Below are 25636 nucleotides of genomic sequence, written 5' to 3' on the forward strand. Positions count from 1 at the left end.
CCGCAGCCAGTAGCCGGTCGGTCCCTCGCATGCGGCCTGCCATCGCCGCGCCGCGCTGGCCGCGCCTGCGGCGGGCTCCTAGAATCTCGCGATGAACACCAGCGGCCCATACGCGCCTGCGAAGCGCCCAGCCGGGGCCGCCGGCGCTGCCGCGGTCGCGCGCCCGACCGTGGCCATCTACCAGGTGGAGCAGATCCTCCTGGGCGTGCGCCGCCAGGGGCGCGACGTCGGCGCCATCCTGCGGCGTTCGGGGATCCCGCCCGCCTTGCTGGGCTCGCCCTTGTCGCGAATCTCGCAGATGCAGTACGCGGCGCTGATGCGCACCCTGCGCCGCGTCACCCGCGACGAACTGTGGGGGCTGTGCGCCCGCCCGGTGCCGCTGGGGGCCTTCGCGCTCGGCTGCCGTCACCTGGTGAATTGCGCAACGCTGGGCGAGGCGCTGGCCGACGGGCTGCGCTTCTGGAACCTGCTGATCGACGACTTCTCGGCCCGGTTGGCGGTGTCCGGCGGCGTCGCGACGATCCGCCTGCGCGAAACTGGCGTCGGCACGGACCCCTGCCTGGGCTACGCGCAGCGGGTCTTCCTGTTCATGGGGCTGGGCCTGGCCTGCTGGCTGGTCGCGCGGCGCATCCCGCTGCTGCGGGTCGACTACCGCGAGAGTTCGGCGGACGAAGGCTCGGACGCCTACCGGCTGTTCCAGGCGCCGATCCGCTACGGGCAGGCGGCCCATGCGCTCGCTTTCGACGCGCGCTGGCTGGAGCTGCCGGTGGTCCAGAGCCGCCAGAGCCTGGGCGAGTTCCTGCGCCAGGCGCCCGCAACCCTGGTCGTCCGCTACCGGGACGGCGCCAGCGTCACCGAGCGGATCCGCCGGCTGCTGCGCCGGCGCCTCGACGCGGAAATGCCCTCGCTCGAGGAGGTCGGGCGCGCGCTGGCGATGACTCCGCAGACCCTGCGCAGGCGTCTCCGGGACGAGGGGCAGGGCTTCCAGGCCCTCAAGGACGACCTGCGCCGCGACGCGGCGATCGAGTACCTGGCGCGTCCCGACCTGACTCTGGTCGACGTCGCCGGGCTGCTCGGCTTCTCCGAACCCAGCGCCTTCCATCGCGCGTTCAAGCGCTGGACGGGGGCGGCGCCCGGCGAATACCGGGTCGCCCGCCTGGTCGACGTGCCCGGTCCCGGCCGGCCGCCGGACTGAGCCGCCGTCAGCGGAGCGCTCGCGTCGGCCGTCGCGCGGGCGGTGCGAAAGGGCGGCGCTCGCGGGTGACGCCCGTGGTGAGCCTGATACTTTGCGTCACTGCTTTTGGCAGTCCCGGTCATTCTTTGCCGCCGCCGGACGGCGCACACTCCGAGGCGCTTCCGGAACCCGTCGGACGCTGCCGGACGCGCCCAGCGGACCGTGCGCGCGGCGCCGGCTGCCGGACACCGCAGGAGCGACAGGCGATGACACGCAAGGTGCACGTGGTGGGCGTGGGAATGATCCCGTTCACGAAGCCGGGGGCGAGCGGGCCCTATCCGGCCATGGGCGCCATGGCCGCGCGCGCCGCGCTCGCCGACGCCGGCATCGGCTACGGCCTGGTCGCCCAGGCGTACGCCGGTTACGTCTACGGCGACTCCACCTGCGGGCAGGCAGCGCTGTACGAAGTGGGCATGACAGGCATTCCGGTCGTCAACGTGAACAACAACTGCGCCACCGGTTCGACCGCGCTGTTCCTCGCCCGGCAGGCGGTCGCCTCCGGTGCGGTCGAATGCGCGCTGGCGCTGGGCTTCGAGCAGATGGTCCCGGGCGCGCTGAAGGGCGCCTGCGAGGACCGCCCGGCGCCGCTGGCGCGTTTCGTCGATGCGATGAACGCCCACCAGGGGCTGGACCCGGCCGCGCCCCTCGCCGCACAGCTCTTCGGCGGCGCCGCGCGCGACTACCTGCGCGAGCACGGCATCCGCCCCGATACCTTCGCGCGCATCTCGGTGAAGGCCCGCCAGCACGCCGCCCGCAACCCGATGGCGCTGCTCCGCAAGACCGTCACCCTGGACGAGGTGATGGCCTCCCCGACGGTGTTCTTCCCGCTGACCCGCCTGCAGTGCTGCCCGCCGACCTGCGGCGCGGCGGCGGCAGTGCTCTGCTCGGCGGACTTCGCCCGGCGCCACGGGCTCGACCAGCGGGTGACGATCGCTGCGCAGGCGATGACCACCGACACCGCCGCCAGCTTCGACTCCGGCGACCTGCGCAGACTGGTCGGCTACGGGATGGCGCGCGAGGCCGCGGCCAGGGTCTACGAGGAGGCGGGCATCGGACCGGAGGATCTCGACGTGGTCGAGCTCCACGACTGCTTCACCGCCAACGAGCTGATCAGCTACGAGGCGCTCGGCCTCACGCCGGAGGGCACCGCCGAGCGCTTCATCCTGGACGGCGACAACACCTACGGCGGCCGGATCGTCACCAATCCCTCCGGCGGGCTGCTCTCCAAGGGGCATCCGCTGGGCGCCACCGGCCTGGCGCAGTGCGCCGAGCTGACCTGGCAGCTGCGCGGCCAGGCGGAGCAGCGCCAGGTGGAAGGCGCGCGGCTGGCGCTGCAGCACAACCTCGGGCTCGGCGGCGCCTGCGTCGTCACCCTCTACCAGGCCGCCTGACCGCAAGGGCACGCAAGCGATGAACCGGACCGCACACGAACGTTTCTGGCCCAGGGGCCTGCCCCGTACCCTGCACTTCCCGCGCACCAGCCTCTGGTACAACCTGGAGGTGGCGGCCACCCGCTATCCGGACAAGGCGGCGATCGTCTTCTACGACACGGTGATCCGCTACGCGCAGCTGCGCGAGCGCGTCGACCGCCTGGCGGCCTTCCTGCAGCAGCGCTGCGGCGTGCGCCGCGGCGACCGGGTGGCGCTGTTCAGCCAGAACTGCCCGCAGTACATCGTCGCCTACTACGCGATCCTGCGTGCCGACGCCGCCGTGGTGCCGGTCAATGCGATGAGCACCGCCGGCGAGTTCGACTACTACCTGGCCGACAGCGGCGCCAGCGTTGGCGTGGTGGCGCGCGACCTCTTCGCGAGCGCCCGGGCCGCCGTCGACGAGGGCCGCCTGCGCCACGCGGTGGTGCTCGAGTACGCGGATGCCCTCGAGGCGCCCACCGACATGCAGGTGCCCAACTGGGTCTCGGCGCGCAGCGCGCCGGTCGAACACCCCGCGGTCACCGCCTGGGCGGACGCGCTCGGCGCGGGCCTGGCGCCGGCGCCGCATCTCGCCGGCCCGGACGATCTGTGCGTGCTGCCCTACACCTCGGGCACCACCGGCCATCCGAAGGGCTGCATCCACACCCACTACACGATGACCTGTTCGCTGGTGGGCTCGGCCTTCTGGCGCGGCCTCAGCTCGGAGTCGGTCGCGCTCGGCGTGGCGCCGATGTTCCACCTGCTGGGCATGCAGAACGGCATGAATCTGCCGATCTGCCTCGGCGGCACCGTGGCGATGCTGCCGCGCTGGGACCCGGCCGCCGCCGCGACGCTGATCGAGCGCTATGGGGTCAGCGTCTGGACCGCGCCGCCGGCGATGCTGGTCGACTTCTTCGCTCAGCCGGACATCGGATCGCGCGACCTGTCCAGCCTGGCGGTGCTGACCGGCGGCGGTGCGGCGATGCCGGAGTCGGTGGCGACGATGCTGCACGATCGCTTCGGACTCGCCTACCTCGAAGGCTACGGAATGACCGAGACCGCGTCCTTCCTGCACGGCAACCCGCCGCACCGGCCCAAACGGCAGTGCCTGGGCATGCCCACCTTCGAGGTCGACTCGCGCATCGTCGATCCGGAAACGCTGGAGGAGCTGCCGCAGGGCGAGACCGGCGAGCTGATCACCAGCGCGCCGCAGGTCATGCTCGGCTACTGGAACAACCCGCAGGCCAACGAGCAGGCCTTCATCGAACGCGACGGCAAGCGCTTCCTGCGCACCGGCGACCTCGCCTGCCTCGACGAGGACGGCTATTTCTTCATGCGCGACCGGCTCAAGCGCATGATCAACGCCTCCGGCTACAAGGTGTGGCCCGCGGAGGTGGAGAACCTGATGTACGGGCACCCGGACATCCATGAGGTCTGCGTGATCGGCGTGCGCGATGCGCGCCGCGGCGAGACGGTGAAGGCCTTCGTGGTGCCGAAGCCGCCTGCACGGGGCACGCTGACCGCCGAGGCGATCGAAACATGGTGCCGAACGATGATGTCCGCCTACAAGGTGCCGCGCATCGTCGAGTTCATCGACGCCCTGCCGAAATCGGCGACGGGCAAGGTCAGCTGGCGCGAGCTCCAGGAGCGGGAGGCGGCCGGCAAGGAGTCCTGAACGGTGCGCGGTCGGACCGCGCCGGCAGGCGTCCCGGAGGGATCGCCCGTATCATCCGCACGCCGGCCTCGTCCGGCAGTGCGGACGATGGGCAGTCCCCGACGAGGGCGATCGGAGCGGGCGCGATCGGGCCTGCACGGAGATGGCAAGCGGCCCCGGGGGATGGTCCCAGGGGGTCAGAACACGGAACAACCAGAGGAATGAACATGAGCGGAATGGTCGAAGGCAAGGTCGTCGTGGTGACGGGCGCGGGTGGCGGAATCGGCCGCGACATCGCGCTGATGATGGCGAAGCATGGCGCGCAGGTGGTGGTCAACGACATCGGCGCCTCGGTCAGCGGCGAAGGCAACGACGCCGGCCCCGCGCAGCGCGTGGTCGACGAGATCAAGGCCGCCGGCGGCAAGGCCGTCGCCAACACTGACAGCGTCTCCGAGCCCGCCGCGGCGCAGCGCATCGTCGAGACCGCGGTCGACACCTTCGGCCGCATCGACGTCGTCGTGAACAACGCCGGTATCCTGCGCGACCGCTTCTTCCACAAGATGAGCGAGCCCGAGTGGGACGCGGTCATCAAGGTGCACCTGTACGGCGCCTACTACGTGAGCCGCGCGGCCGCCAACCACTTCAAGGAGCAGGGCTCCGGGGCGTTCGTGCACATGACCTCGACGTCGGGCCTGATCGGCAACTTCGGCCAGGCCAACTACTCGGCCGCCAAGCTGGGCATCGCCGCGCTGTCGAAGTCGATCGCGCTGGACATGCTGCGCTTCAACGTCCGCTCGAACTGCATCGCGCCCTTCGCCTGGAGCCGGATGATCGGTTCGATCCCGACCGAGACCGACGAGGAGAAGGCCCGCGTCGAGCGCATCAAGCAGATGACGCCGGCCAAGATCGCTCCGATCGCGGTCTACCTTGGCAGCGATGCGGCCAAGGAAGTGAACGGCCAGATCTTTGCGGTGCGCAACAACGAGATCTTCCTGATCAGCCAGCCGCGTCCGGTGCGTTCGGTGCACCGCTCCGAAGGCTGGACCCCCGAGACTGTCGCCGAGCACGCGATGCCGGCGCTCAAGAGCTCGTTCTTCGCGCTCGAGCGCTCGGGCGACGTGTTCACCTGGGACCCCATCTGACCTGACGATGGCCGGCCGGCCGCGGCGCGCACCGCCGCCCGCGGCCGGCTCCCCTGTCCCATTCACTAGGCAATGAGCATGCGTCCTCTCGACGGAATCACGGTCCTCGCGTTCGAACACGCGGTGGCGGCGCCGGTGTGCACGCGGCACCTGGCGGACCTCGGCGCGCGCGTCATCAAGATCGAGCGCCCGGGCGCCGGCGACTTCGCGCGCGGCTACGACCAGCGCGTCAACGGGCTGTCGTCCTACTTTGCCTGGGCGAACCGCTCGAAGGAGAGCCTGACGCTCGACATCAAGCACCCGGACGCCCGGCCGATCCTCGACGGCCTCATCGAGCGCGCCGACGTCATCGTGCAGAACCTCGCGCCCGGCGCGGCCGCGCGGCTCGGGCTGTCCTACGAGGCGCTGAGCCCGAAGCACCCGCGGATCGTCGTCTGCGACGTCTCCGGCTATGGCGCGGACGGTCCCTACCGCGACAAGAAGGCCTACGACCTGATGGTGCAGGCCGAGGCCGGACTGCTGGCGGTCACCGGCACGCCCGATTCGATGGCGCGCGCGGGCTTCTCGGCGGCGGACACCTCGGCGGGCATGTACGCGTACTCCAGCGTGCTGGCCGCGCTGCTGCTGCGCGAGCGCACCGGCAAGGGTTCGCACATCGACGTGGCGATGTTCGAGACGCTCGCCGAGTGGATGGGCAACCCGATGTACTACACCTACGGCGGCCAGCCGCCGGCGCCGCGCACCGGCGCCTTCCATCCCAGCGTCGTTCCCTACGGCCCCTTCCCGGTGGGCGACGGTCGCACCGTGATGATGGGCCTGCAGAACGAGCGCGAGTGGGCCACCTTCTGCCGCGAGGTCATCGGCAATGCCGCGCTGGAGAAGGATCCGCGCTTCGCGTCGAACACGCTGCGCACCGAGAACCGCGCTGCGCTCGAAGCGCTGATCGGCGAGGTCTTCCGCGACCTGACCGCCGACGAGCTCGAAGCCAGGCTCGACCGCGCGAACCTGGCGACCGCCCGGGTCAACACCCCTGCCGACCTGTGGCAGCATCCGCAGCTGCAGGCGCGCGGGCGCTGGCGCGAAGTGGCCTCGCCGGTGGGGCCGGTGGCCTCGCTGCTGCCGCCGGCTTCGAACAGCGCGTTCGAGCCGCGGATGGACCCGATCCCGGCGCTGGGCGAACACACCGACGGCATCCTGGCCGAGCTGGGCTTCGACGCCCCGCGGATTGCGGCGCTGCGTGCCGCCCAGGTCGTCTGACCGGGCCGAGCAAACCGCATCCGCCAACCGCATCCGCACACCGGATCCGCCAACGACAGGGGGGAGAATGACCGCTGAACTCGAGAGGCTGCGCGACTGGATCGGCCGCAGCGAGACCCGCATCGACACGATCACCCCGGTGCCGGTGGCCGCGATGTCCAACACGCTCGACCGCGAGGATCCGCCGCCGCTGGACGGCGATCCGCTGCCGGGGCTGTGGCACTGGCTGTACTTCCTGCCGATGTACCGGCACTCCGAGGCCGGTCCCGACGGGCATCCTGCGCGCGGCGGGTTCATGCCGCCGGTGCCCCTGCCGAGGCGCATGTTCGCCGGCAGCAGGCTCACCTGGCACCGCCCGCTGCGCGTGGGCGAGCAGGTGACCCGGGTGTCGCGGATCACCGAGGTCACCCCCAAGAGCGGGCGCAGCGGCACGCTGGTGTTCGTCAAGGTGGTCCACGAGAGCAGCGGCGCGGACGGCCTGGCGATGGTCGAGGAGCAGGACATCGTCTACCGCGATGCGCCCAACCCGGCGGATCCGCCCCCCGCGCCCACGCCGGCCCCGACGGATGGCGCCTGGACCCGCGAGATCCGCCCCGATCCGCTGCTGCTGTTCCGCTATTCCGCGCTGACCTTCAACGGCCACCGCATCCACTACGACCGTCCCTACGCGATGGGCGAGGAAGGCTACCCCGGCCTGGTGGTGCACGGCCCGCTGATCGCCACGCTGCTGCTCGATCTGGTGCGCCGCGAGCAGCCGGGCGCGCGGATCACCGGCTACCGCTTTCGCGCGATGAAGCCGCTGTTCGACACCGCGCCCTTCCGCGTCTGCGGCCGGCCGCAGGCCGACGGCACGGTGAAGCTCTGGGCCGCCGGCCCCGACGGCGCGCTCTGCATGGACGCCAGCGCGACGCTGGGCTGACGCCTTTCCCCGCGGCCCGCTGCGCGCCGGCAAGGGCGCGCGCGGGGCCGCGACCCAACCGACATCCTTCAACGTCTCCAGGAACCCCGAACGTGCAACGACAGACCGACGCCTACCAGGAAATCCGCGACGCAGTGCGCGCCCTCTGCGCCCAGTTTCCGGACGAATACTTCCGCAAGGTCGACGAGCAGCGCGCCTACCCGGCCGACTTCGTCGATGCGCTGACCAAGGCCGGCTGGATGGCCGCGCTGATCCCGCAGGAATACGGCGGTTCGGGCCTCGGCCTGACCGAAGCCTCGGTGATCATGGAGGAAATCAACCGCGCGGGCGGCAACTCCGGCGCCTGCCACGGCCAGATGTACAACATGGGCACGCTGCTGCGCCACGGCTCGAAGGCGCAGAAGGAGGAGTTCCTGCCCAAGATCGCCGCCGGCGAACTGCGCCTGCAGTCGATGGGCGTGACCGAGCCCACCACGGGCACCGACACCACCAAGATCAAGACTACCGCGGTGCGCAAGGGCGACCGCTACGTGATCAACGGCCAGAAGGTGTGGATCTCGCGGATCCAGCACTCGGACTACATGATCCTGCTGGCGCGCACCACGCCGCTGTCGGAGGTGAAGAAGAAGTCCGAAGGGATGTCGATCTTCCTGGTCGACCTTCGCGAGGCGATCGGGCACGGTCTCACCGTGCGGCCGATCCTGAACATGGTCAACCACGAGACCAACGAGCTGTTCTTCGACAACCTCGAGATCCCTGCCGAGAACATCATCGGCCAGGAGGGACAGGGCTTCAAGTACATCCTCGACGGCCTGAACGCCGAGCGCACGCTGATCGCTGCCGAGTGCATCGGCGACGGCCACTGGTTCATCGATCGCGTCTCGAAGTACGTCAGCGAGCGGGTGGTGTTCGGCCGGCCGATCGGCCAGAACCAGGGCGTGCAGTTCCCGATCGCCGAGGCGCACATCGAGGTCGAGGCGGCCAGCCTGATGCGCTGGAAGGCCTGCGAGCTGTTCGACGCGCACAAGCCCTGCGGCGCCGAGGCCAACATGGCCAAGTATCTGGCGGCCAAGGCGTCCTGGGAGGCGGCCAACGCCTGCCTGCAGTTCCACGGCGGCTTCGGCTTCGCCTGCGAATACGACGTCGAGCGCAAGTTCCGCGAGACGCGCCTCTACCAGGTGGCGCCGATCTCCACGAACCTGATCCTGTCCTACGTCGCCGAGCATGTGCTCGGGCTGCCCCGTTCCTTCTGAGCCCGAGGAGGCCCGCATGACCGATCACCCGAGCAAGGCGCTGGCGGACTTCGCCGCCGGACTGCGCTTCGAGGACATTCCGCAGCCGGTGCTGCGCCGTGCCGAGGATCTGTTCCTCGACTGGTTCGGCTCCGCGCTGGCCGGCAAGGGCGCGCGCCCGGTCGAGGCCATCGCGCGCTACGCCGCGCGCATGGGCCCGGCCGCCGGACCCTCCGAAGTGCTGATCTCGCGCGGCGCCAGCACGCCGATGTTCGCTGCGATGGTCAATGCGGCGGCCTCGCACTTCGCCGAGCAGGACGACGTGCACAACGGTTCGGTGTTCCACCCCGCCGCCGTGATCTTCCCGCCGGTGCTCGCAGTGGCGCAGTCGATCGGCGCCTCGGGCCGCGACCTGCTGACCGCCTCGGTGGCCGGCTACGAAGTCGGCATCCGCATCGGCGAGTTCCTCGGGCGCTCGCACTATCGGATCTTCCACACCACCGCCACCGTGGGCACGGTTGCGGCAGCCGCCGCAGTGGGCCGGCTGCTGGGCCTGTCGCCGAAGCAGATGCTCGACGCCTTCGGCTCGGCGGGCACTCAGGCCGCCGGCCTGTGGGAGTTTCTGCGCGACGCGGCCGACTCCAAGCAGCTGCACACCGCGAAGGCGGCCTCCGACGGCATGATGGCCGCCTACCTCGCGCAGGACGGCTTCACCGGCGCGCAGCGCATCCTCGAGGGTCTGCAGGGGATGGCGGCCGGCATGTCGACCGACGCCGACCCCGCGAAGCTCACCGACCGGCTGGGCAGCCGCTGGGCGCTGGCCGAGACCTCGTTCAAGTTCCACGCCTCCTGCCGCCACACGCATCCGGCGGCCGACGCGCTGCTCGAGATCGTCACCGACCGCGGCCTCGCTCCCGAGGACATCGCCTCGGTGACCGCGCGCGTCCACCAGGGCGCGATCGACGTGCTGGGCCCGGTGGTCAATCCCCAGACCGTGCACCAGGGCAAGTTCTCGATGGGCACCGTGCTGGGCCTGATCGCGGCCTTCCGCAACGCCGGCCTCACCGAGTTCGAGGAGCACTACAACTCGCCGCGGATCGCCGCCTTCCGCGAGAAGGTGACGATGGTGCTCGACCCCGAGGTCGACGGCGCCTACCCGGCGCGCTGGATCGGCAAGGTCAGCGTCACCACCACCGACGGGCGGACCTTCGAGGCGCGCGTCGACGAGCCCAAGGGCGATCCCGGCAACACGCTGAGCCGTCCGGAGCTCGAGGACAAGGCGCTGCGGCTGGCGAAGTTCGGCAACGCGGCCAGCGAGGCGGAGATGCGCAGCGCCATCGCGGCGATCTGGTCGCTGGCGGACATGGCGCGCGTCGACCGGCTGCTGCCGGCCGCGGTTTGAGCATGGCGCAGCCAACGATGGGCATCGTGCGCAGCTACCTGTTCGCGCCCGGCAGCCGGCCCGAGCGCTTCGCGAAGGCGCTCGAGGCGGGCGCCGACGCGATCATCCTCGATCTCGAGGACGCGGTGGGGCTGGCCGACAAGGCGGCCGCGCGCGACGCGATCGCCGGCTGGCTGTCGCCGCAGCGTCCGGTGCTGGTGCGGATCAACGGATCGGACACGCCGTGGTTCGAGGACGACCTCGCGATCTGCGGGCTGCCCGGCGTCGCCGGCGTGGTGCTGCCCAAGGCCGAGCGGCCCGAGCAGATCGCAGCGGTGGCCGCGCGCGCCGGCGCCGGCGTGCCGGTGCTGCCGCTGATCGAGACCGCCGCCGGAATCTGGAACGCGCATGCGGTGGCCACGGCGCCGGGCGTTCAGCGCCTGCTGTTCGGCACCATCGACTTCCAGGTCGACATGGGAATCGACGGCGAGGGCGAGGAGCTGCTGCACTTCCGTTCGCAACTGGTGCTGGTGTCGCGGGTTGCCGGGCTGCTGGCGCCGGTCGACGGCGTGTGCACCGCGATCGACGACCCCGAGCGGCTGCGCGAGGAGACCCATCGCGCCCGCCGGCTGGGCTTCGGCGCCAAGCTGTGCATCCACCCGAAGCAGGTGGGCGTGGTGAGCGACTGCTGGCGTCCCACTGCCGAGCAGGTCGGCTGGGCGCGCCGCGTGGTCGCAGCCGATGCCGCCTCCGGCGGCGCAGCAGTCGCGCTGGACGGCAAGATGATCGACCGCCCCGTGCTGCTCAAGGCCCGCGAGATCCTCGCCGGCGCAGGCGAAGCCGTGGCCTGAGCGCGGTCGGGCAGGTTCGCAGGACCGGCACCGCCCGCCGCGCGCCGACCCCGCCCGCCGACCCGCCCGCCGACCCGCCCGCCAACCCGCCGCCCGCCCCCAACCCTTCCCTCTTCCCCCTTCTCTCCTCCCAGGAAAAACAAATGATCCGCGACCAGGAAACCATGACCTCCCTGCTCGACGGCGTGTCGCGCTTCGTGCGCGAGCGCCTGATCCCGGCCGAGAACCTCGTGGCCGAGAACGACAGGATTCCCGATGAGATTGCCCAGGAGATGAAGGACCTGGGCCTGTTCGGCCTGACGATTCCCGAGGAATACGGCGGCCTGGGCCTCACGATGGAGGAGGAGGTGCTGGTGATGTTCGAGATGGGACACACCTCGCCGGCCTTCCGCTCGCTGTTCGGCACCACCGTGGGCATCGGCTCGCAGGGCATCCTGATGGACGGCACGCCCGAGCAGAAGGCGCAGTGGCTGCCCAAGCTGGCCACCGGCGAGGCGATCGCCTCCTTCGGCCTGACCGAGCCCGAGGCCGGCTCCGACGCGGCGTCGCTGCGCACCACCGCGATCCGCGACGGCGACCACTACGTGGTCAACGGCACCAAGCGCTACATCACCAATGCGCCCTATGCCAGCTTCTTCACGCTGATGGCGCGCACCGATCCCAAGGTCAAGGGCGCCGGCGGCGTCAGCGCCTTCATCGTCGACGCCAAGACCCCGGGCGTCAGCCTGGGCAAGCCCGACCGCAAGATGGGCCAGCAGGGCGCGCACACCTGCGACGTGATCTTCGAGAACGCGCGCGTGCCGGCTGAGAACATCATCGGCGGGCGCGAGGGCCAGGGCTTCAAGACCGCGATGAAGGTGCTCGACAAGGGCCGCATCCACATCGCCGCGATCTGCGTCGGCGTGGCCGAGCGCATCCTCGACGACACGCTGAAGTACGCGATCGAGCGCCGCCAGTTCGGCCAGCCGATCGCCGAGTTCCAGCTGGTGCAGGCGATGCTGGCCGACAGCAAGGCCGAGCTCTACGCCGCCAAGTGCATGACGCTGGACGCCGCGCGCCGCCGCGACAACGGCGAGAACATCAGCACCGAGGCCTCGTGCGCGAAGATGTACGCGTCCGAGATGGTGGGCCGGGTGGCCGACCGCGGCGTGCAGATCTTCGGCGGCGCGGGCTACATGGAGGAGTACGGCATGGAGCGGCACTACCGCGACGTGCGGCTGTTCCGCCTGTACGAGGGCACCACGCAGATCCAGCAGATCATCATCGCCCGCAACATGATCCGCGCCGCAACGGCCTGACCGGCCGCGGCTTCCGGCGCGCCGCCCTGCCGGAACCCGGGGCCTTCGCAGGCTTCCGGGGCGGGGCGGCCCTCAGGGCAGCGTGAGGTCGGCGACGTGCGCGTCGTCCGCCCAGGCGAGGATCTCGATGCGTTCGTCGAGCACCTGGATCCGGTTGATCCCGGCGTTCGGGATGGCGCAACTGCGCGCGCCGTCCAGCGGCAGGCCGCGGGCGGTGCGCCAGACCATGTCGAGCACCCCGCCGTGGGTCACCACCGCGGCGGAGCCGCCGGGCACCGCCTGCGCCACCGCGCGCAGCGCCGCGATCACTCGGGCATGGAAGATCAGGTTGCTCTCGCCGCCCGGGGGCGCATAGCCTGCCTGGTGGCGCAGCCAGGCGGCCCAGTCCTGCGGATAGCGCTCGATCACCTCCGGGAAGGCAAGCCCTTCGAAGACCCCGAAGCCCTGTTCGCGGAACGGTGCCGATGGCAGGACGGTGAGCCCCAACCGCGCGGCGCTGGGCGCCGCGGTCTGCCGGGCGCGGGTGAGGTCGCTGCAGACCAGGCGGTCGATGCGCTCGCTGGCCAGCCGTTCGGCCAGCCGGCGTGCCTGCAGCTCGCCCAGCGCGTTGAGCGGCGCATCGATCTGCCCCTGGAAGCGGGGCTCCCGGTTCAGGTCGGTCTGGCCGTGCCGGATCAGCAGCAGTTCGGTGGCTTCCATCGGCGCGCCGCTCAGCGGAACTGTTCCTCGAGGAACTCGAGCTCGTTGCGAGGGCCGTGGTCCGGCCGGTCGGTCTCCTGGCGGCGCAGCTCGACGCGACGGATCTTGCCCGAGATGGTCTTGGGCAGGTCGCTGAACTCGATCCTGCGCACCAGCTTGTAGCCGGACACGCGCTCGCGCAGGAAGCGGAAGATGCTGGCCGCGGTCTCGGGGCCGGGCGCGTGGCCCGGCGCAGTGATGACGTAGGCCTTGGGCACGTAGCCGCGCACCGGGTCCGGGGACGGCACCACCGCGGCCTCGGCGACCGCCGGGTGCTCGATCAGCACGCTCTCCAGCTCGAAGGGACTGATCCGGTAGCCCGACGCCTTGAACACGTCGTCCGCCCGGCCCACGTAGGTGATGTAGCCCTCGGCGTCACGCATGCCGACGTCGCCGGTGTGGTAGTGGCCGTCGCGCATCACTTCGGCGGTCTTCTCGTCGTCGTCCGCATAGGCGGTCATCAGCGCCACCGGCCGCCGCGACAGATCGATGCAGATTTCGCCCTCTTCGGCCGGCGCGCCGTCCGGGTCGAGCAGCACGATCGGGTAGCCGGGCAGCGGCCTGCCCATCGAGCCCGACTTCACCGGCGCGCCGGGCGGGTTGCCGATCTGCGCGGTGGTTTCGGTCTGGCCGTAGCCGTCGCGGATGGTGATGTTCCAGGCCACGCGCACCTGCTCGATGACTTCCGGGTTCAGCGGCTCGCCCGCCGAGATCAGCTCGCGCAGTTTCACCGGCCAGCCGGCGAGGTTCTCCTGGATCAGCATCCGCCACACCGTGGGCGGCGCGCACAGCGTGTTGACCTCGTGCTTCACGAGGGTCTCGAGGATGGCGGGGCCGCTGAAGCGCGAGTAGTTGTAGATGAAGACGCAGGCCTGGGCATTGAAGGGCGCGAAGAAACAGCTCCAGGCATGCTTGGCCCAGCCGGGCGAGCTGATCGTCCAGTGCACGTCGCCGCGCTGCAGGCCCAGCCAGTACATCGTCGACAGGTGGCCCACCGGGTAGCTCTGGTGGGTGTGCCGCACCAGCTTCGGACGGGCGGTGGTGCCGGAGGTGAAGTATTCGAGCAGCGGATCGTCGGCCCGCGTGGCGCCCTCCGGCCGGAAGCCCGCCGGCTCGACTGCGCTGTCGGCGAAGGCGATCCAGCCCGGGCGCGCTCCGTCGCCCACGAAGATCCGGCTGATTCCCGCCAGCACCGCGGCCGGCAGTTCGTCGACCCGGCTGGCGCCTCCCTCGTTGGTGATGATGTGGCGCACGTTGCCGCGCTGCAGCCGGTCGGCAAGGTCGTCGCCGGAGAGCAGCGTGGTCGCCGGGATCAGCACCGCGCCCAGCTTGATCGCCGCCAGCATCGACTCCCACAGCGGCACCTCGTTGCCGAGCATCAGCAGGATGCGATCGCCGCGCCGCGCGCCATGCCTGGCCAGGAAGCCCGCCACCTGCGAGGAGCGCGCCGAGAGCTGGGCGTAGCTGAGCCTGGCCTCGCTGCCGGATTCCTCGACGATGTGCAGCGCGGGCGCATCGTTGCCGCGGGCGATCGCGTCGAAGTAGTCGAGCGCCCAGTTGAAGCTCTCCAGCCGGGGCCAGGCGAAGCCGGCGACGGCCGCCGCGTAGTCGGTGCGCGTGGCCAGCAGGTGGTCACGCGCGGCAAGGAAGCGTTGCAGTTCGGACATCGATGTCTCCAGGATGCCGGCGTGGCCCCGCCGGTCTGGAAATGAGTTTATCAGCCGGGCGTTCGGGTTTTCCGAGGATGACGGGGGATCCGGGCGGTCGCTACACTCGGCCGGCAAGAAAATCCAGCGGCGGGCCGCCGAGCGAACTCCTGGGGAAGCAGATGCAGCAACCCGCCACGCAGCCGGGCGCCTTCCAGGCCGACGATCCGCACCTCGCCGCCACCCAGGACGCCGAGGTCACGCGCGTGCGCGTACTGCACGGTGCCTGGCGCTGGCTGCTGGTGGCCAGCGCCGCGCTGACCATCCTGCTGTGCATCAACCAGCAGTTCACGCTGCGCTTCTTCGTCGGCTTCACGCCGCTGAATACCGAGTACTACTACGCGCTGCTGCTGGTCACGCTGCCCTTTGTATTCCTGGTGTTCCCATCGGGTCCGAAGGCTTCCTACGACCGGGTGCCCTGGTACGACGCGCTGCTGTTCGCGCTGACGCTGGGCGCCGCGCTCTATCTGATGTTCCACGTGCGACAGGCGGCCGAGCTCGGCTGGGAGTACTCCGGCGCGCCGCCCGCGGTGGTGTGGGCAGGCTACCTGACGTGGGCGGTGCTGATGGAAGGCCTGCGGCGCACCGGGGGCTGGAGCCTGGTGCTGTGCATCCTGCCGTTCACGCTGTACCCGGTGTTCGCGGACTCGACGTGGCTGGGGCCGCTGAAGGGCCAGGACGCCACGCTGGAGCAGGCCAGCGCCTACCACGTGCTCTCGTCGGAGAGCCTGCTCGGGATCCCGCTGCAGGCCTTCGCGGAGACGGTGATCGGCTTCCTGGTGTTCGGCACCGCGCTGATGATGACCGGCGCCGGGAAATTCTTCATCAACCTCTCGTTCGCGCTGTGCGGTACCTTGCGCGGCGGCGCCGCCAAGGTGTGCATTTTCGCCAGCGCGCTGCTCGGGATGATGTCGGGCTCCATCGTCTCCAACGTGCTGACCGCGGGCACGATGACCATCCCCGTGATGAAGAAGACCGGCTTTCGCGCCTCGTACGCGGCGGCGATCGAGGCCTGCGCGTCGACCGGCGCAGTGCTCGCGCCCCCGGTGATGGGCGCCACCGCGTTCATCATCGCCGAGTTCCTCGGCGTCAGCTACGCGGAGGTCGCGCTGGCGGCCGTGGTGCCTTCGGTGCTGTATTACGCGGGCCTCTTCATGCAGGTCGACGCGTATGCGGCGCGACACGGCCTGCATGGCCTGCCGCGCGAGTCGCTGCCCAAGATGTCGACCACGCTGCGCGAGGGCTGGTACTACGTATTCGTGATCGCGCTGCTGGTCTACATGCTGCTGGTGATGAAACGCGAGAGCCACGCGCCGTTCTACGCCACGGTGCTGCTGCTGGTGCTGAACCAGCTCTTCAACCGCGAGAAGTGGACGCTCGCCACCGTGGTGAAGTTCCTGGAGGTGAACGGGCGCACCTTCGTCGAGCTGGTGGGAATTCTCGCCGGCTGCGGCCTGCTGATCGGCGCGTTCTCGATGACCGGCGTCATGTCGAGCCTGGCCGGCGACCTGCTGCGCATCGCCGACGGCGACGCGCTGCTGCTGCTGGCGATGACCGCGGTCACCAGCCTGGTGCTCGGCCTCGGGCTCACCACCACCGCCTGCTACATCTTCCTGGCGATCCTCGTCGGCCCCGCGCTCGAACAGGCGGGGTTGAACAAGATGGCGGTGCACATGTTCATCTTCTATTGGGGCATGCTGTCGGCGATCACCCCGCCGGTGGCGATCGCGTCCTTCGCCGCCGCGGGCATCGCGGGAGCGCCCGCGATGAAGACGGGATGGGAATCGATGCGGGTCGGCTCGATCATCTATTTCATCCCGTTCTTCTTCGTGATGAACCCGGCCTTCGTGCTGCAGGGCAGCGTGCTCGAGGCGCTCTTCCTGGCCGGCAAGGTGCTGCTCGGCACCTTGTTCATCTGCGGCGGCATCCAGGGATACCAGATCTTCATCGGTGACCTGCGGCGCGCCGGCGGCCTGGAGTGGCCGCTGCGCGTCCTGCTGATGATCGGCGGCGTGGTGCTCGCGACGCCGGGCGGCTCCATCGTTGGCTACTCCGCCGTCCAGCTGGGCACGCTCGCGATGGCGATCCTGCTGCCCACCCTCGCGCTGTCCGCGCTGCGGCTGAGGGTGGCGCGTGCGTGAGGTCCACCGGCGCGGTCAGGCCGCCAACGGCACGAAGCGGTAGCCGCTGCCCTGGCGCGCCAGGCGGCCCATTCCGCCGTCCGGCAGGTGGAATCCGGCTACCGTCAGGTTCTCGGCAAGCGCCATTTCCATGACCCTGCGGCGGCTGCGGCGCGCGGTCTCGGGGTCCATGTCGAAGCTCACCTGCCAGTCGGGGTTGCGCACGAACAGTGCTGCAATGTTGGTGAGGTCGGCCCAGTAGAGCAGCCGCTGGCCACCCGAATTGAGCATGAACATCGTGTGGCCGGCCGTGTGTCCGTAGGCGGGCATCGACACGATTCCCGGCAGAAGTTCGCGTCCCGGCTCGAAGCGCTCCACGGTGGACGCGATCGGTCCGAACACCCGCCGCGCCGCCATGAAGCCGCCGCGCTGGTCGACCGGCTGCGCGTTCATCCTGCGGTCGTCCATCCACCAGTCCCACTCGGGCGCCGGCACCATCACGCGCGCATTCGGGAACACCGCGCGGCCTTCGCGGTCGCGCAGCCCGTTGATGTGATCGCCATGGAAGTGCGAGATCAGCACGGTGTCGATCGAGACGGGATCGATTCCCGCGGCGCCCAGGTTGGCCAGCAGCCGGCCGGAGGTGGGCGCGCCGAAGCTGCCGGTGCCGGCGTCGATCAGCACCTTGCGCGGGCCGGTGTCGACGAGGAAGACGTTCAGCGGGATGGTGATCCGGTCGGTGGGCAGGCCAGCCTCCCTGAGCGCCGCCTGGACCTGCGCAAGCTTCGCGTTGCGCACGAAGTCCTCGGCCAGCGGCCGCTCGAAGTGGCCGTCGGTGATCGAGGTGACGCTCCAGCTGCCGAGCCGGAAGGTGGACACGCCCGGGATCCGGCGCGCCGCGGCGGACGGGGCCGGGCTGGTTGCGCAGCCGGCCAGGCCCGCGCCTGCTGCGAGCGCAGCGCCCGCCATCATGAAACCTCGTCGATCGATGCTCATCGGATGTATCTCCATGGTGCGGGGTCCGCCGCCGAGCAGCGGCCGGGTTCAGTGATCGGGTTCAGTGATCGGGTTCAGTCGCGCGCAGCCCGCCGGGCCTTTCTCGCGGCCTGGAATTCGCCCATCATCCGTGCGGGCTCGTCGCTGTCCCAGGCCGCGGCGAAGGCGTCGATGCCGGCGCGCACCGCGTCGCGCATCGGCAGGTCCTCCCAGCGGCGGATCAGCTGCTTCTGCAGCCGCACCGCGTGGGCGCCGGTGTGCAGCAGGCTGGCGATCCAGCCCTCGACGACGGCGTCCAGCGCGTCGGCCGGGACCACCCGCTCAACCATCCCCCAGGCCAGCGCCTCCGCCGCGCCGAAGTTCTCGCCGAGCAGAAGCATCTCGCGCGCGCGCCCCCAGCCGACCAGCCCGGGAAGCAGGGCAGCCTCGACCACCGACGGAATGCCCAGCCTGACCTCCGGCATGCCGAACTGCGCGCTGTCGGCGGCGACCCGCAGGTCGCAGGCGGCGGCCAGCTCGAGCCCGGCGCCCAGCGTGAAGCCCTGGAGGCGGGCGATCACCGGCACCGGCAGCTCCCTGAGCGCGTGGCAGCAGCGGTGCACCCGGGTGATGAAGGAGCGCGCGCCGTCGCCGTCGGTCACCGCCGCCATCTCGCCGATGTCCGCGCCGCCGACGAAGGCCTTGTCGCCCGCGCCCGTGAGCACCACTGCGCGCAGGCCCTCGATGGCCGCCAGCGCCTCGATGGCGCCGACGAACTCGGTCATCAGCGCGCTGTTGAGGCTGTTGAGCCGGCGCGCGTTGTCGATGGTGACGTGCGCGATGCGCGCGCCGCCTGCGCGCTCGTCGATGCGCACCCGGATGCCCTGTGGCGTCGTGTCGGTCATCGAGGAGGCGTCCTCAGGAATTCAGCAGCGCGGCGTGGTGCCGCAGGTGGTCCTCGACGAAGCTCTGGACGAACCAGTAACTGTGGTCGTAGCCCTCGTGCATGCGCAGCCTGAGCTCGGTGCCGGATGCGCGGCAGGCCTGCTCGAGGCGCTCCGGCATCAGCTGCTCGACGAGGAACTTGTCGGCCGTTCCCTGGTCGACCAGGATCGGCGAGGGGAAGCGCTGCAGCGCGGCGAGCGTGCTTGCGTCGTAGGAAGCCCAGGCGCCGGGGTCCTCGCCGAGGTAGCCTGCGAAGGCCTTGCGGCCCCAGGGGCAGTGCGTGGGCGCGGCGATCGGCGCGAAGGCCGACACCGATCGGTAGCGCTGCGGATTGCGCAGCGCGCACACCAGCGCGCCGTGCCCGCCCATCGAGTGCCCGAAGATGCCGTGCCGGTCGCCTGCCGGGAAGGCCTCGGCCAGCAGCTGCGGCAGCTCGCGCGTCACCCAGCTGTACATCCGGTAGTGCCGGGCCCAGGGCTGGCGCGTGGCATCCACGTAGAAGCCCGCGGCCAGGCCGAAGTCCCAGTCGGCGTCGTCGCCGGGCAGGCGGACGCGCGGGCTGGTGTCGGGCGCGACCAGCATCAGGCCGAGCTCCGCGGCCAGCCGCTGGGCGCCGGCCTTGATCATGAAGGTCTCTTCGGTGCAGGTGAGCCCCGCGAGGTACCAGAGCACCGGAACCCGGCCGGACGCCGCCTGCGGCGGGCGGAACACCGAGAAGCGCATCTCGGCGTCGCAGTCCTGCGAGTCGTGCGCGTAGAAGCCCTGCACGCCGCCGAAGCAGGCGTGCTCGGAGAGCACCCGGACGCCCGCCGGCATCAGAAGGTCACCACGCTGCGGATCGACTCGCCGCTGTGCATCAGGTCGAAGGCCTTGTTGATGTCGTCCAGCGGCATGGTGTGCGTGATCAGGCTGTCGATGTCGATCTTGCCGTCCATGTACCAGTCGACGATCTTCGGCACGTCGGTGCGGCCGCGCGCGCCGCCGAAGGCCGTGCCTTTCCAGACTCGGCCGGTGACCAGCTGGAAGGGCCGGGTGGAGATCTCCTGGCCGGCGCCGGCCACGCCCACGATCACCGACATGCCCCAGCCGCGGTGGCAGCATTCCAGCGCCTGGCGCATCAGCTGCGTGTTGCCCACGCATTCGAAACTGTAGTCGGCGCCACCGCCGGTGAGCTCGACCAGGTGCGCCACCAGGTCGCCGCCGACCTCCTTCGGGTTCACGAAGTGCGTCATCCCGAAGCGGCGCGCCAGCGGCTCGCGCGCCGGGTTCAGGTCGACGCCGATGATCTTGTCCGCGCCGACCATGCGCGCGCCCTGCACCACGTTCAGCCCGATGCCGCCCAGGCCGAACACCACCACGTTGGCGCCCGCCTCCACCTTGGCGGTGTTGATCACCGCGCCGATGCCGGTGGTGACGCCGCAGCCGATGTAGCAGACCTTGTCGAAGGGGGCGTCCTCGCGGATCTTCGCCACCGCGATCTCGGGCAGCACCGTGTAGTTCGCGAAGGTGGAGCAGCCCATGTAGTGATGGATCTTGCGCCCGCCGATCGAGAAGCGGCTGCTGCCGTCGGGCATCACGCCCTGGCCCTGCGTGGCGCGGATCGCGGTGCAGAGGTTGGTCTTGCGCGACAGGCACGACTTGCACTGCCGGCACTCGGGCGTGTAGAGCGGGATCACGTGGTCGCCCTTCTTCACCGAGGTGACTCCCGGGCCCACGTCGACCACCACGCCGGCGCCCTCGTGGCCCAGGATGGCCGGAAACAGGCCCTCGGGATCCGCGCCAGAGCGGGTGAACTCGTCGGTGTGGCAGACCCCGGTGGCCCTGACTTCCACCAGCACCTCGAAGGCGCGCGGGCCCTCCAGCTGGACGGTCTCGATCACCAGGGGCTTGCCTGCTTCATAGGCGACTGCGGCACGCACGTCCATCTTCGTTGTCCTTTGTTCGGGGTGGCGGTCGATGTTAGCGTACCCCCGGCGTGAACACCCTCATCCAGATGCCGGACAGCGGCAGCGCCGCGGCCGCATCCGACCGAACCAGCGAGACACCAGATGACCATTTCCCTCTACGACGCCAGCGTGCCCGTCTACACCCAGATGCTCGGCGCGCTCGACAAGGTGCTCGGCAAGGCCGAGGCCTGGGCCGAGGCCCGCAAGATCGACGGCAAGGTGCTGGCGCAGGCCCGGCTGTTTCCCGACATGCTGCCGCTGGTTTCGCAGGTGCGCATCGCCTGCGACGCGGCGCGCGCGGGCACGGCGCGGCTGGCCGGAATCGACTTCCCGAAGTACGAGGACAACGAGCAGACCCTCGCCGAGCTGCGCCAGCGCATTGCCGGCACGCTGGCCTTCATCGAGCAGGTGCCGCGTGAATCGATCGCCGGCCAGGAGCAGCGCGACATCACGATCCCGCTGCGCGAGCGCAAGCTGGAGATGAAGGGGCAGGCCTTCCTGCTGCACTGGTCGCTGCCCAACTTCTTCTTCCACGTCACCACCGCCTACGACATCCTCCGTCACAACGGCCTGGAGGTCGGCAAGGCGGACTTCCTCGGCCACGCCTGAGGAAGCCCGCCCGCGGTACGGCGATCAGTCCAGGGTCAGGGTCAGCTTCGCCCAGACGAAGCGGCCCGGCTCGTTGACCCGGATCGACGGCGCGTCGTAGCCGGCGACTGCCGCCGCGGCGCGGCTGATGTGCTCGGCGTAGGCGCGGTCGAACACGTTGTCGATGCCCCCGCTGAGCAGCACCTTGCGGTTGAAGCGGTAGCTGGCGTTGAGCGCGAGGGTCGCGAAGCCGCCGGTGGGCCCGAGGTCCTGGCCGACGATGCTGCCGTGGTTCAGGTGGACCCGGTCCTGCCCGGCCACGATGCGGGTCACCCCGCCGATCTCCAGCGCGTCACGCCGCCACGAGAGCCCCAGGCGCAGCTCGTCCGCAGGGGTCTGCGCGAGCGGCACGTCCATCGTGTCGTTGTCGGCGCGCACGAGGGCGTAGCTGCCGCGCAGCGTCCAGGCGGGCGCGAAGCGCCAGGCGAAGTCCGCCTCCAGGCCGTGACGGGTGGCGTCCACGTTGTGCACCCGGCACTTGGCCGGATTGGAGCCGCAGGATCCCGCCGCCGCCGGGTTCACCTCGGTGAGCAGGTAGTCGTCGATGCGCGACCAGAACACCGACACCGATCCCGCCAGGTCCCTGCCGCTCCAGAGCAGTCCTGCGTCGAGCTGGGTGTTCTTCTCCGGCGCGACGCTCCCGGCCGCGGTGAGGCCGTTGTAGGTGGTCGCCTCCCAGTGGTCGACCGGGCGCCGCGCATGGCCCAGGCCCACGAAGGCCGTCACCGGGCGGTCGGCAAGGTCGTGCTCGTAGCGCAGGAAGCCGCCATTTAGCCGCTCCTCGGTGCTGCCATTGGCCATCCCGGTGGCGGCGTTGTGCCGGTCCGCCGAGAAGCGGTCGTGGCGCAGGCCGCCCACCAGCCGGCTCGCCGGGCCGAGCACCTGCGTGAGTTCCGCGAACAGGCCGGTGTTGGTCGATTCGAAGTCGCGCCCGCGGGAGCGCGAGCCGACCGCCACCGGCGCCGGCCCGTTGTACTGGCGCACCGTGTGGACGTTCTCCTGCCGGTCGAGGCCCAGCGTCACGGTAGTGCTCTCGCCGAGCGCGAGATCGCCGTCGATTCGCAGCCCGTCGGTCTTGCGGTCCGGGTTGTTCCACGAGTAGTTCGCGGCGGCCGGCTTGGCGCGCAGCGAGTAGTTGTCCATCACGTGGTCGATGTAGTTGTGGTCGTACTGCAGGCCGACCCGGCGCACCAGGGCCGACAGTGCGCGCTTCTCGAGCTTCAGCCCGTAGCCTTCGCGGTCGAACACGCTGCCATCCATCGACCGGTCGGCGTAGGCGGCCTGCGCCTCGCTGCGCACCGCTGAAAGCTCGATGCGGGTGTTCTCGTCCGGGGTCCAGCCGCCGGCGATGCTCTGGCTGCGGCGCTCGTAGAACGAGTGGACCAGGCTGCCGTCGCCGTCGCGGTAGTTGTCCGATTCGGAGTGCGTGACGGTGCCGCGCAGGTAGAAGCGCGGGCTGCCGAAGCTGGCGTCGGCCACTCCGTCGAGCCTGCCCCACGAGCCCGCCATCAGGCTGGCGTGCCCGCGGGCGCCGGTGGTCTCGAAGCGCGGCGCCTGCCGCTCGAACAGCACCACGCCGGCAAGGTTTCCGTTGCCGTAGCGCACGGTCTGGGGGCCCTTGATGACCGTGACCCGGTCGAAGGACTCGGGGAACACGTAGGCGGTGGGCGGGTCCATGCGCATGCCGCAGCCGCCGTGGAATTCGGCGCCGTCGACCAGCACGTTCAGCCTGGAGCCGGCGAGGCCCCGCAGCACCGGGTCGCCGTCGGTGCCGCCCTTGCGGATCACGGTGAAGCCGGGGATGTTCTTGAGGAAGCTCGCGCCGTCGCTGGCGGGCACCGGCTGCTGCGGCGCCTTGGGGTCGTTGACCACCGTGAGCGGCGCGCTCATGCGCGGCGCGGTGACCACCACTTCATCGAGTCCGGCGTCGGCGGCCAGGGCGGCGAGGGGAAAGGAGGCGAGGGGAAGGGCGGCGATCGCTGCCGCCAGCAGGGTGGGTCGGGTCTTCATTTCGTGGTCCGTGTCCTGTCCGTGTCCAGGTCCGCGGCATGCGCCCGCCGGAGGGCGCGAGGCCCCGCGCGGGTCGTGCGGCGGTCGTGTCGATACGTTGCCGGCGCCTGCCGCCCGGCGGGCGGGGCGCGGCGATCGGGCTTCGGGGCCGTGGCTGCGCCGCAGGTCCCCCGGGCGATGCCAGGGGAATTCGACGCGGCGGCCGGGAGGCCCGGCGGTCAGGCGCGGGTGGGCGGTGCGCGGGCCTGCGCGGCCAGCCACTGCCACGAGGCGGTGGGCGCGAGCAGGAACAGCCGTGGCGCAGCGGAGCCGCCGTCGGCGGGCGCGGCGAAGACGCGCTCCGGACTGGGCAGCGCCGGCGCGCCAGCCTGGGGAAGGCAGAAGGGACAGTCGGCCATGCCGGCGTCGTGTCCGGGGGGCACGCCCGGTGCGGTGTCCGGCGCCGCAGCGCCCTCGGCGCGGCAGACCTCGCCCCAGATTTCGGGGGCTGTGCCCAGGGCCATCGCGCTGGAGATGCCCGGCGCGAGCGCGGACATCAGCATCGCCGCGAGGGCGAGCCAGGCGATGCGCGTGCGCAGGCGGAGGGCGAAGGGCATTTGCCGAGTCTAGCGCGGCCGGCGGCCCGACCGGACGGATCCGGGCCCCGGTCGCTGACCTCGGTCAAGGAAACCGGGTCAGTGTGTCAGCGAGCGCGCGATCCGCTCGGGGTCGCGGTGCGCCTGGTAGCCGAACCAGAGGCTCTCGGCGATGCGCCGGGCCAGGTCGCAGGCACGAGTCTGCATGGCCTGGCTGCCGATGCCCCGCGCCGTTTCGTCGAAGAGGGCAAGCCAGCGGTGGAACAGGCCGGGATGCAGTCCCGGCAGGGCGACGTGGGCAGGCATCGGCGTGCCGCGGTAGCGCGCAGTGCCGCGCAGCGTCGATGACCAGAAGTCGACCATCTTCGACAGGTGATGGTCCCAGTCGGTGATGTGCGCGTCGAAGACCGGCCCGAGCTCGGGATCGGCGCGCACCTTCGCGTAGAAGTCATGGACGAGGCGGACGACTTCGTCCTCGGTGCAGAGGTCCGGGGTGGGCATCGCGCGCGAAGCCTTGAAGATTCAGTAGAAACGAATGTTAACGCGCATCGTGCCGATCGTCCGGCGGCCGCGTGCCGCGCCGCCAGTTGCGCACCGCCCACCAGGCCAGCGCGCCGAAGAAGATCAGGTTGATCGCGGCCCCGGCGATCCAGAAGGCAGTCATCCGGGCGCCGCGCTACTGCTCGACGAAGGCGCGTTCGACGACGAAGTCGCCCTGGCGCGTGGTACTGCCTTCCTGGAAGCCGCGGATCTCGAGCAGCGCCTTCAGGTCCTTGAGCATGGCCGGGCTGCCGCACAGCATCACGCGGTCCTCGGCCCGGTTCAGCGGCGGCAGGCCTAGATCCTCGGCGAGCTTGCCGGACTGGATCAGGTCCGGGATCCGGCCCTGGCGGACGAAATCCTCGCGCGTCACGGTCGGGTAGTAGAGCAGCTTGCCGGCAACGATCTCGCCCAGCAGCTCGTCCTGCGGCAGCTCCTTTTCGAGGTAGTGACGGTAGGCGAGCTCCTCGACCTCGCGCACGCCGTGCACCAGGATCACCTTCTCGTAGCGCTCGTAGGTCTCGGGGTCGCGCACCACCGCCATGAAGGGCGCCAGGCCGGTGCCGGTGCCCAGCAGGTAGAGGCGCTTGCCGGGCAGCAGGTAGTCGATCAGCAGGGTGCCGGTCGGCTTGCGGCCGACGATGATCTTGTCGCCCGTCTTGATGTGCTGCAGCCGCGAGGTGAGCGGGCCGTCCGGCACCTTGATGCTCAGGAACTCGAGGTGATCCTCGTAGTTGGCGCTGACGATGCTGTAGGCGCGCATGATCCGCTTGCCGTCGACCTGCAGCCCGATCATCGTGAAGTGCCCGTTGCTGAACCGCAGCGAGCGGTCCCGGGTGGTGGTGAAGCTGAAGAGGCGGTCGGTCCAGTGGTGGACGCTGAGGACCTCTTCCTCTGCGAATGCGCTCATCGGGGGGGGCTTGCTGGTGGGTGGCGGGCGGCGGGGGGGGGGGGGGGGGCCCCCCCCCCCCCCCCGGGGGGGGGGGGGGGGGGGGCGGGACGCCCGCCCGCCCCGCGCCCCCCCCCGCGGCGGGGGGGGCCCCCCCCCCCCCCCCC

Annotated in this window: 23 protein-coding genes; 12 read left to right on the top strand and 11 right to left on the bottom strand. The window is 70.8% G+C overall.

The window, feature by feature from the left end:
• Nucleotides 1-91 precede the first annotated feature (91 nt).
• From HNQ70_RS14870 to HNQ70_RS14915, 10 genes are all read left to right on the top strand, one after another.
• Nucleotides 92-1195 (top strand): AraC family transcriptional regulator, encoded by a 1104-nt coding sequence (locus HNQ70_RS14870; RefSeq protein WP_183969028.1) that lies wholly within the window; start codon nucleotides 92-94, stop codon nucleotides 1193-1195.
• Between the two features lie 245 nt (nucleotides 1196-1440).
• Nucleotides 1441-2625, top strand: a complete 1185-nt coding sequence (locus HNQ70_RS14875) for a lipid-transfer protein (protein ID WP_183969030.1) — start codon at nucleotides 1441-1443, stop codon at nucleotides 2623-2625.
• 19 nt (nucleotides 2626-2644) lie between these two features.
• On the top strand, nucleotides 2645-4318 hold the full coding sequence (locus HNQ70_RS14880; protein WP_183969032.1) for a long-chain fatty acid--CoA ligase: 1674 nt from the start codon (nucleotides 2645-2647) through the stop codon (nucleotides 4316-4318).
• Between the two features lie 215 nt (nucleotides 4319-4533).
• Nucleotides 4534-5439 carry an SDR family NAD(P)-dependent oxidoreductase gene (locus HNQ70_RS14885; RefSeq protein WP_183969148.1) on the top strand — a complete coding sequence of 302 codons (906 nt, stop codon included), beginning with the start codon at nucleotides 4534-4536 and terminating at the stop codon, nucleotides 5437-5439.
• Between the two features lie 78 nt (nucleotides 5440-5517).
• Nucleotides 5518-6696: a CaiB/BaiF CoA transferase family protein gene (locus tag HNQ70_RS14890; RefSeq protein ID WP_183969034.1), complete on the top strand. Its 1179-nt coding sequence runs from the start codon at nucleotides 5518-5520 to the stop codon at nucleotides 6694-6696.
• A gap of 67 nt (nucleotides 6697-6763) precedes the next feature.
• A complete protein-coding gene (locus tag HNQ70_RS14895) occupies nucleotides 6764-7615 on the top strand; it encodes an HTD2 family dehydratase (protein ID WP_183969036.1) in 852 nt (283 codons plus the stop codon).
• A gap of 92 nt (nucleotides 7616-7707) precedes the next feature.
• Nucleotides 7708-8868, top strand: coding sequence for an acyl-CoA dehydrogenase family protein (locus HNQ70_RS14900; protein ID WP_183969038.1), 1161 nt, complete (start codon nucleotides 7708-7710; stop codon nucleotides 8866-8868).
• Between the two features lie 16 nt (nucleotides 8869-8884).
• On the top strand, nucleotides 8885-10249 hold the full coding sequence (locus HNQ70_RS14905; RefSeq protein ID WP_183969040.1) for an MmgE/PrpD family protein: 1365 nt from the start codon (nucleotides 8885-8887) through the stop codon (nucleotides 10247-10249).
• Nucleotides 10250-10251: 2 nt separating this feature from the next.
• Nucleotides 10252-11079: an HpcH/HpaI aldolase/citrate lyase family protein gene (locus HNQ70_RS14910; RefSeq protein WP_183969042.1), complete on the top strand. Its 828-nt coding sequence runs from the start codon at nucleotides 10252-10254 to the stop codon at nucleotides 11077-11079.
• 143 nt (nucleotides 11080-11222) lie between these two features.
• Nucleotides 11223-12377, top strand: coding sequence for an acyl-CoA dehydrogenase family protein (locus HNQ70_RS14915; protein ID WP_183969044.1), 1155 nt, complete (start codon nucleotides 11223-11225; stop codon nucleotides 12375-12377).
• A gap of 72 nt (nucleotides 12378-12449) precedes the next feature.
• On the opposite strand, the gene HNQ70_RS14920 is transcribed toward HNQ70_RS14915, so the two are convergent.
• Both HNQ70_RS14920 and HNQ70_RS14925 read right to left on the bottom strand, forming a co-directional pair.
• A complete protein-coding gene (locus HNQ70_RS14920) occupies nucleotides 12450-13076 on the bottom strand; it encodes a histidine phosphatase family protein (RefSeq protein ID WP_183969046.1) in 627 nt (208 codons plus the stop codon).
• Between the two features lie 11 nt (nucleotides 13077-13087).
• Nucleotides 13088-14782: an AMP-binding protein gene (locus tag HNQ70_RS14925; RefSeq protein ID WP_183969048.1), complete on the bottom strand. Its 1695-nt coding sequence runs from the start codon at nucleotides 14780-14782 to the stop codon at nucleotides 13088-13090.
• Between the two features lie 161 nt (nucleotides 14783-14943).
• On the opposite strand from HNQ70_RS14925, the gene HNQ70_RS14930 reads away from it, so the two are divergent.
• On the top strand, nucleotides 14944-16962 hold the full coding sequence (locus HNQ70_RS14930; RefSeq protein WP_183969050.1) for a TRAP transporter permease: 2019 nt from the start codon (nucleotides 14944-14946) through the stop codon (nucleotides 16960-16962).
• A 15-nt stretch (nucleotides 16963-16977) separates the two neighbouring features.
• Here the strand turns inward: HNQ70_RS14930 and HNQ70_RS14935 are convergent, their stop codons facing one another.
• From HNQ70_RS14935 to HNQ70_RS14950, 4 genes are all read right to left on the bottom strand, one after another.
• Nucleotides 16978-17937 (bottom strand): MBL fold metallo-hydrolase, encoded by a 960-nt coding sequence (locus tag HNQ70_RS14935; protein ID WP_183969052.1) that lies wholly within the window; start codon nucleotides 17935-17937, stop codon nucleotides 16978-16980.
• A 74-nt stretch (nucleotides 17938-18011) separates the two neighbouring features.
• Nucleotides 18012-18821, bottom strand: coding sequence for an enoyl-CoA hydratase (locus HNQ70_RS14940; protein ID WP_183969054.1), 810 nt, complete (start codon nucleotides 18819-18821; stop codon nucleotides 18012-18014).
• A gap of 13 nt (nucleotides 18822-18834) precedes the next feature.
• A complete protein-coding gene (gene fghA, locus HNQ70_RS14945) occupies nucleotides 18835-19677 on the bottom strand; it encodes an S-formylglutathione hydrolase (RefSeq protein WP_183969056.1) in 843 nt (280 codons plus the stop codon).
• Complete coding sequence (locus tag HNQ70_RS14950) at nucleotides 19677-20786, bottom strand: S-(hydroxymethyl)glutathione dehydrogenase/class III alcohol dehydrogenase (RefSeq protein WP_183969058.1); 1110 nt, start codon at nucleotides 20784-20786, stop codon at nucleotides 19677-19679. The genes fghA and HNQ70_RS14950 overlap by 1 nt, the downstream gene beginning before the upstream one ends.
• A gap of 123 nt (nucleotides 20787-20909) precedes the next feature.
• Between HNQ70_RS14950 and HNQ70_RS14955 the strand changes: the two genes are divergently transcribed.
• Complete coding sequence (locus HNQ70_RS14955) at nucleotides 20910-21416, top strand: DUF1993 domain-containing protein (protein ID WP_183969060.1); 507 nt, start codon at nucleotides 20910-20912, stop codon at nucleotides 21414-21416.
• A gap of 24 nt (nucleotides 21417-21440) precedes the next feature.
• Here HNQ70_RS14955 and HNQ70_RS14960 read toward each other — a convergent pair whose 3' ends face one another.
• The 5 genes from HNQ70_RS14960 to HNQ70_RS14975 form a co-directional block, all read right to left on the bottom strand.
• Nucleotides 21441-23465 carry a TonB-dependent copper receptor gene (locus HNQ70_RS14960; RefSeq protein WP_183969062.1) on the bottom strand — a complete coding sequence of 675 codons (2025 nt, stop codon included), beginning with the start codon at nucleotides 23463-23465 and terminating at the stop codon, nucleotides 21441-21443.
• 218 nt (nucleotides 23466-23683) lie between these two features.
• Nucleotides 23684-24061 carry a DUF2946 domain-containing protein gene (locus HNQ70_RS14965; RefSeq protein ID WP_183969064.1) on the bottom strand — a complete coding sequence of 126 codons (378 nt, stop codon included), beginning with the start codon at nucleotides 24059-24061 and terminating at the stop codon, nucleotides 23684-23686.
• 78 nt (nucleotides 24062-24139) lie between these two features.
• Nucleotides 24140-24541 carry a group III truncated hemoglobin gene (locus tag HNQ70_RS14970; protein WP_183969066.1) on the bottom strand — a complete coding sequence of 134 codons (402 nt, stop codon included), beginning with the start codon at nucleotides 24539-24541 and terminating at the stop codon, nucleotides 24140-24142.
• Between the two features lie 37 nt (nucleotides 24542-24578).
• Nucleotides 24579-24704 (bottom strand): hypothetical protein, encoded by a 126-nt coding sequence (locus HNQ70_RS20440; RefSeq protein ID WP_281381664.1) that lies wholly within the window; start codon nucleotides 24702-24704, stop codon nucleotides 24579-24581.
• Between the two features lie 12 nt (nucleotides 24705-24716).
• Nucleotides 24717-25490, bottom strand: a complete 774-nt coding sequence (locus HNQ70_RS14975) for a ferredoxin--NADP reductase (RefSeq protein ID WP_183969068.1) — start codon at nucleotides 25488-25490, stop codon at nucleotides 24717-24719.
• Nucleotides 25491-25636 lie beyond the last annotated feature (146 nt).

Origin of the sequence: Quisquiliibacterium transsilvanicum (genome assembly GCF_014202215.1) — a bacterium.
Classification (GTDB): Bacteria; Pseudomonadota; Gammaproteobacteria; order Burkholderiales; family Burkholderiaceae_E; genus Quisquiliibacterium; species Quisquiliibacterium transsilvanicum.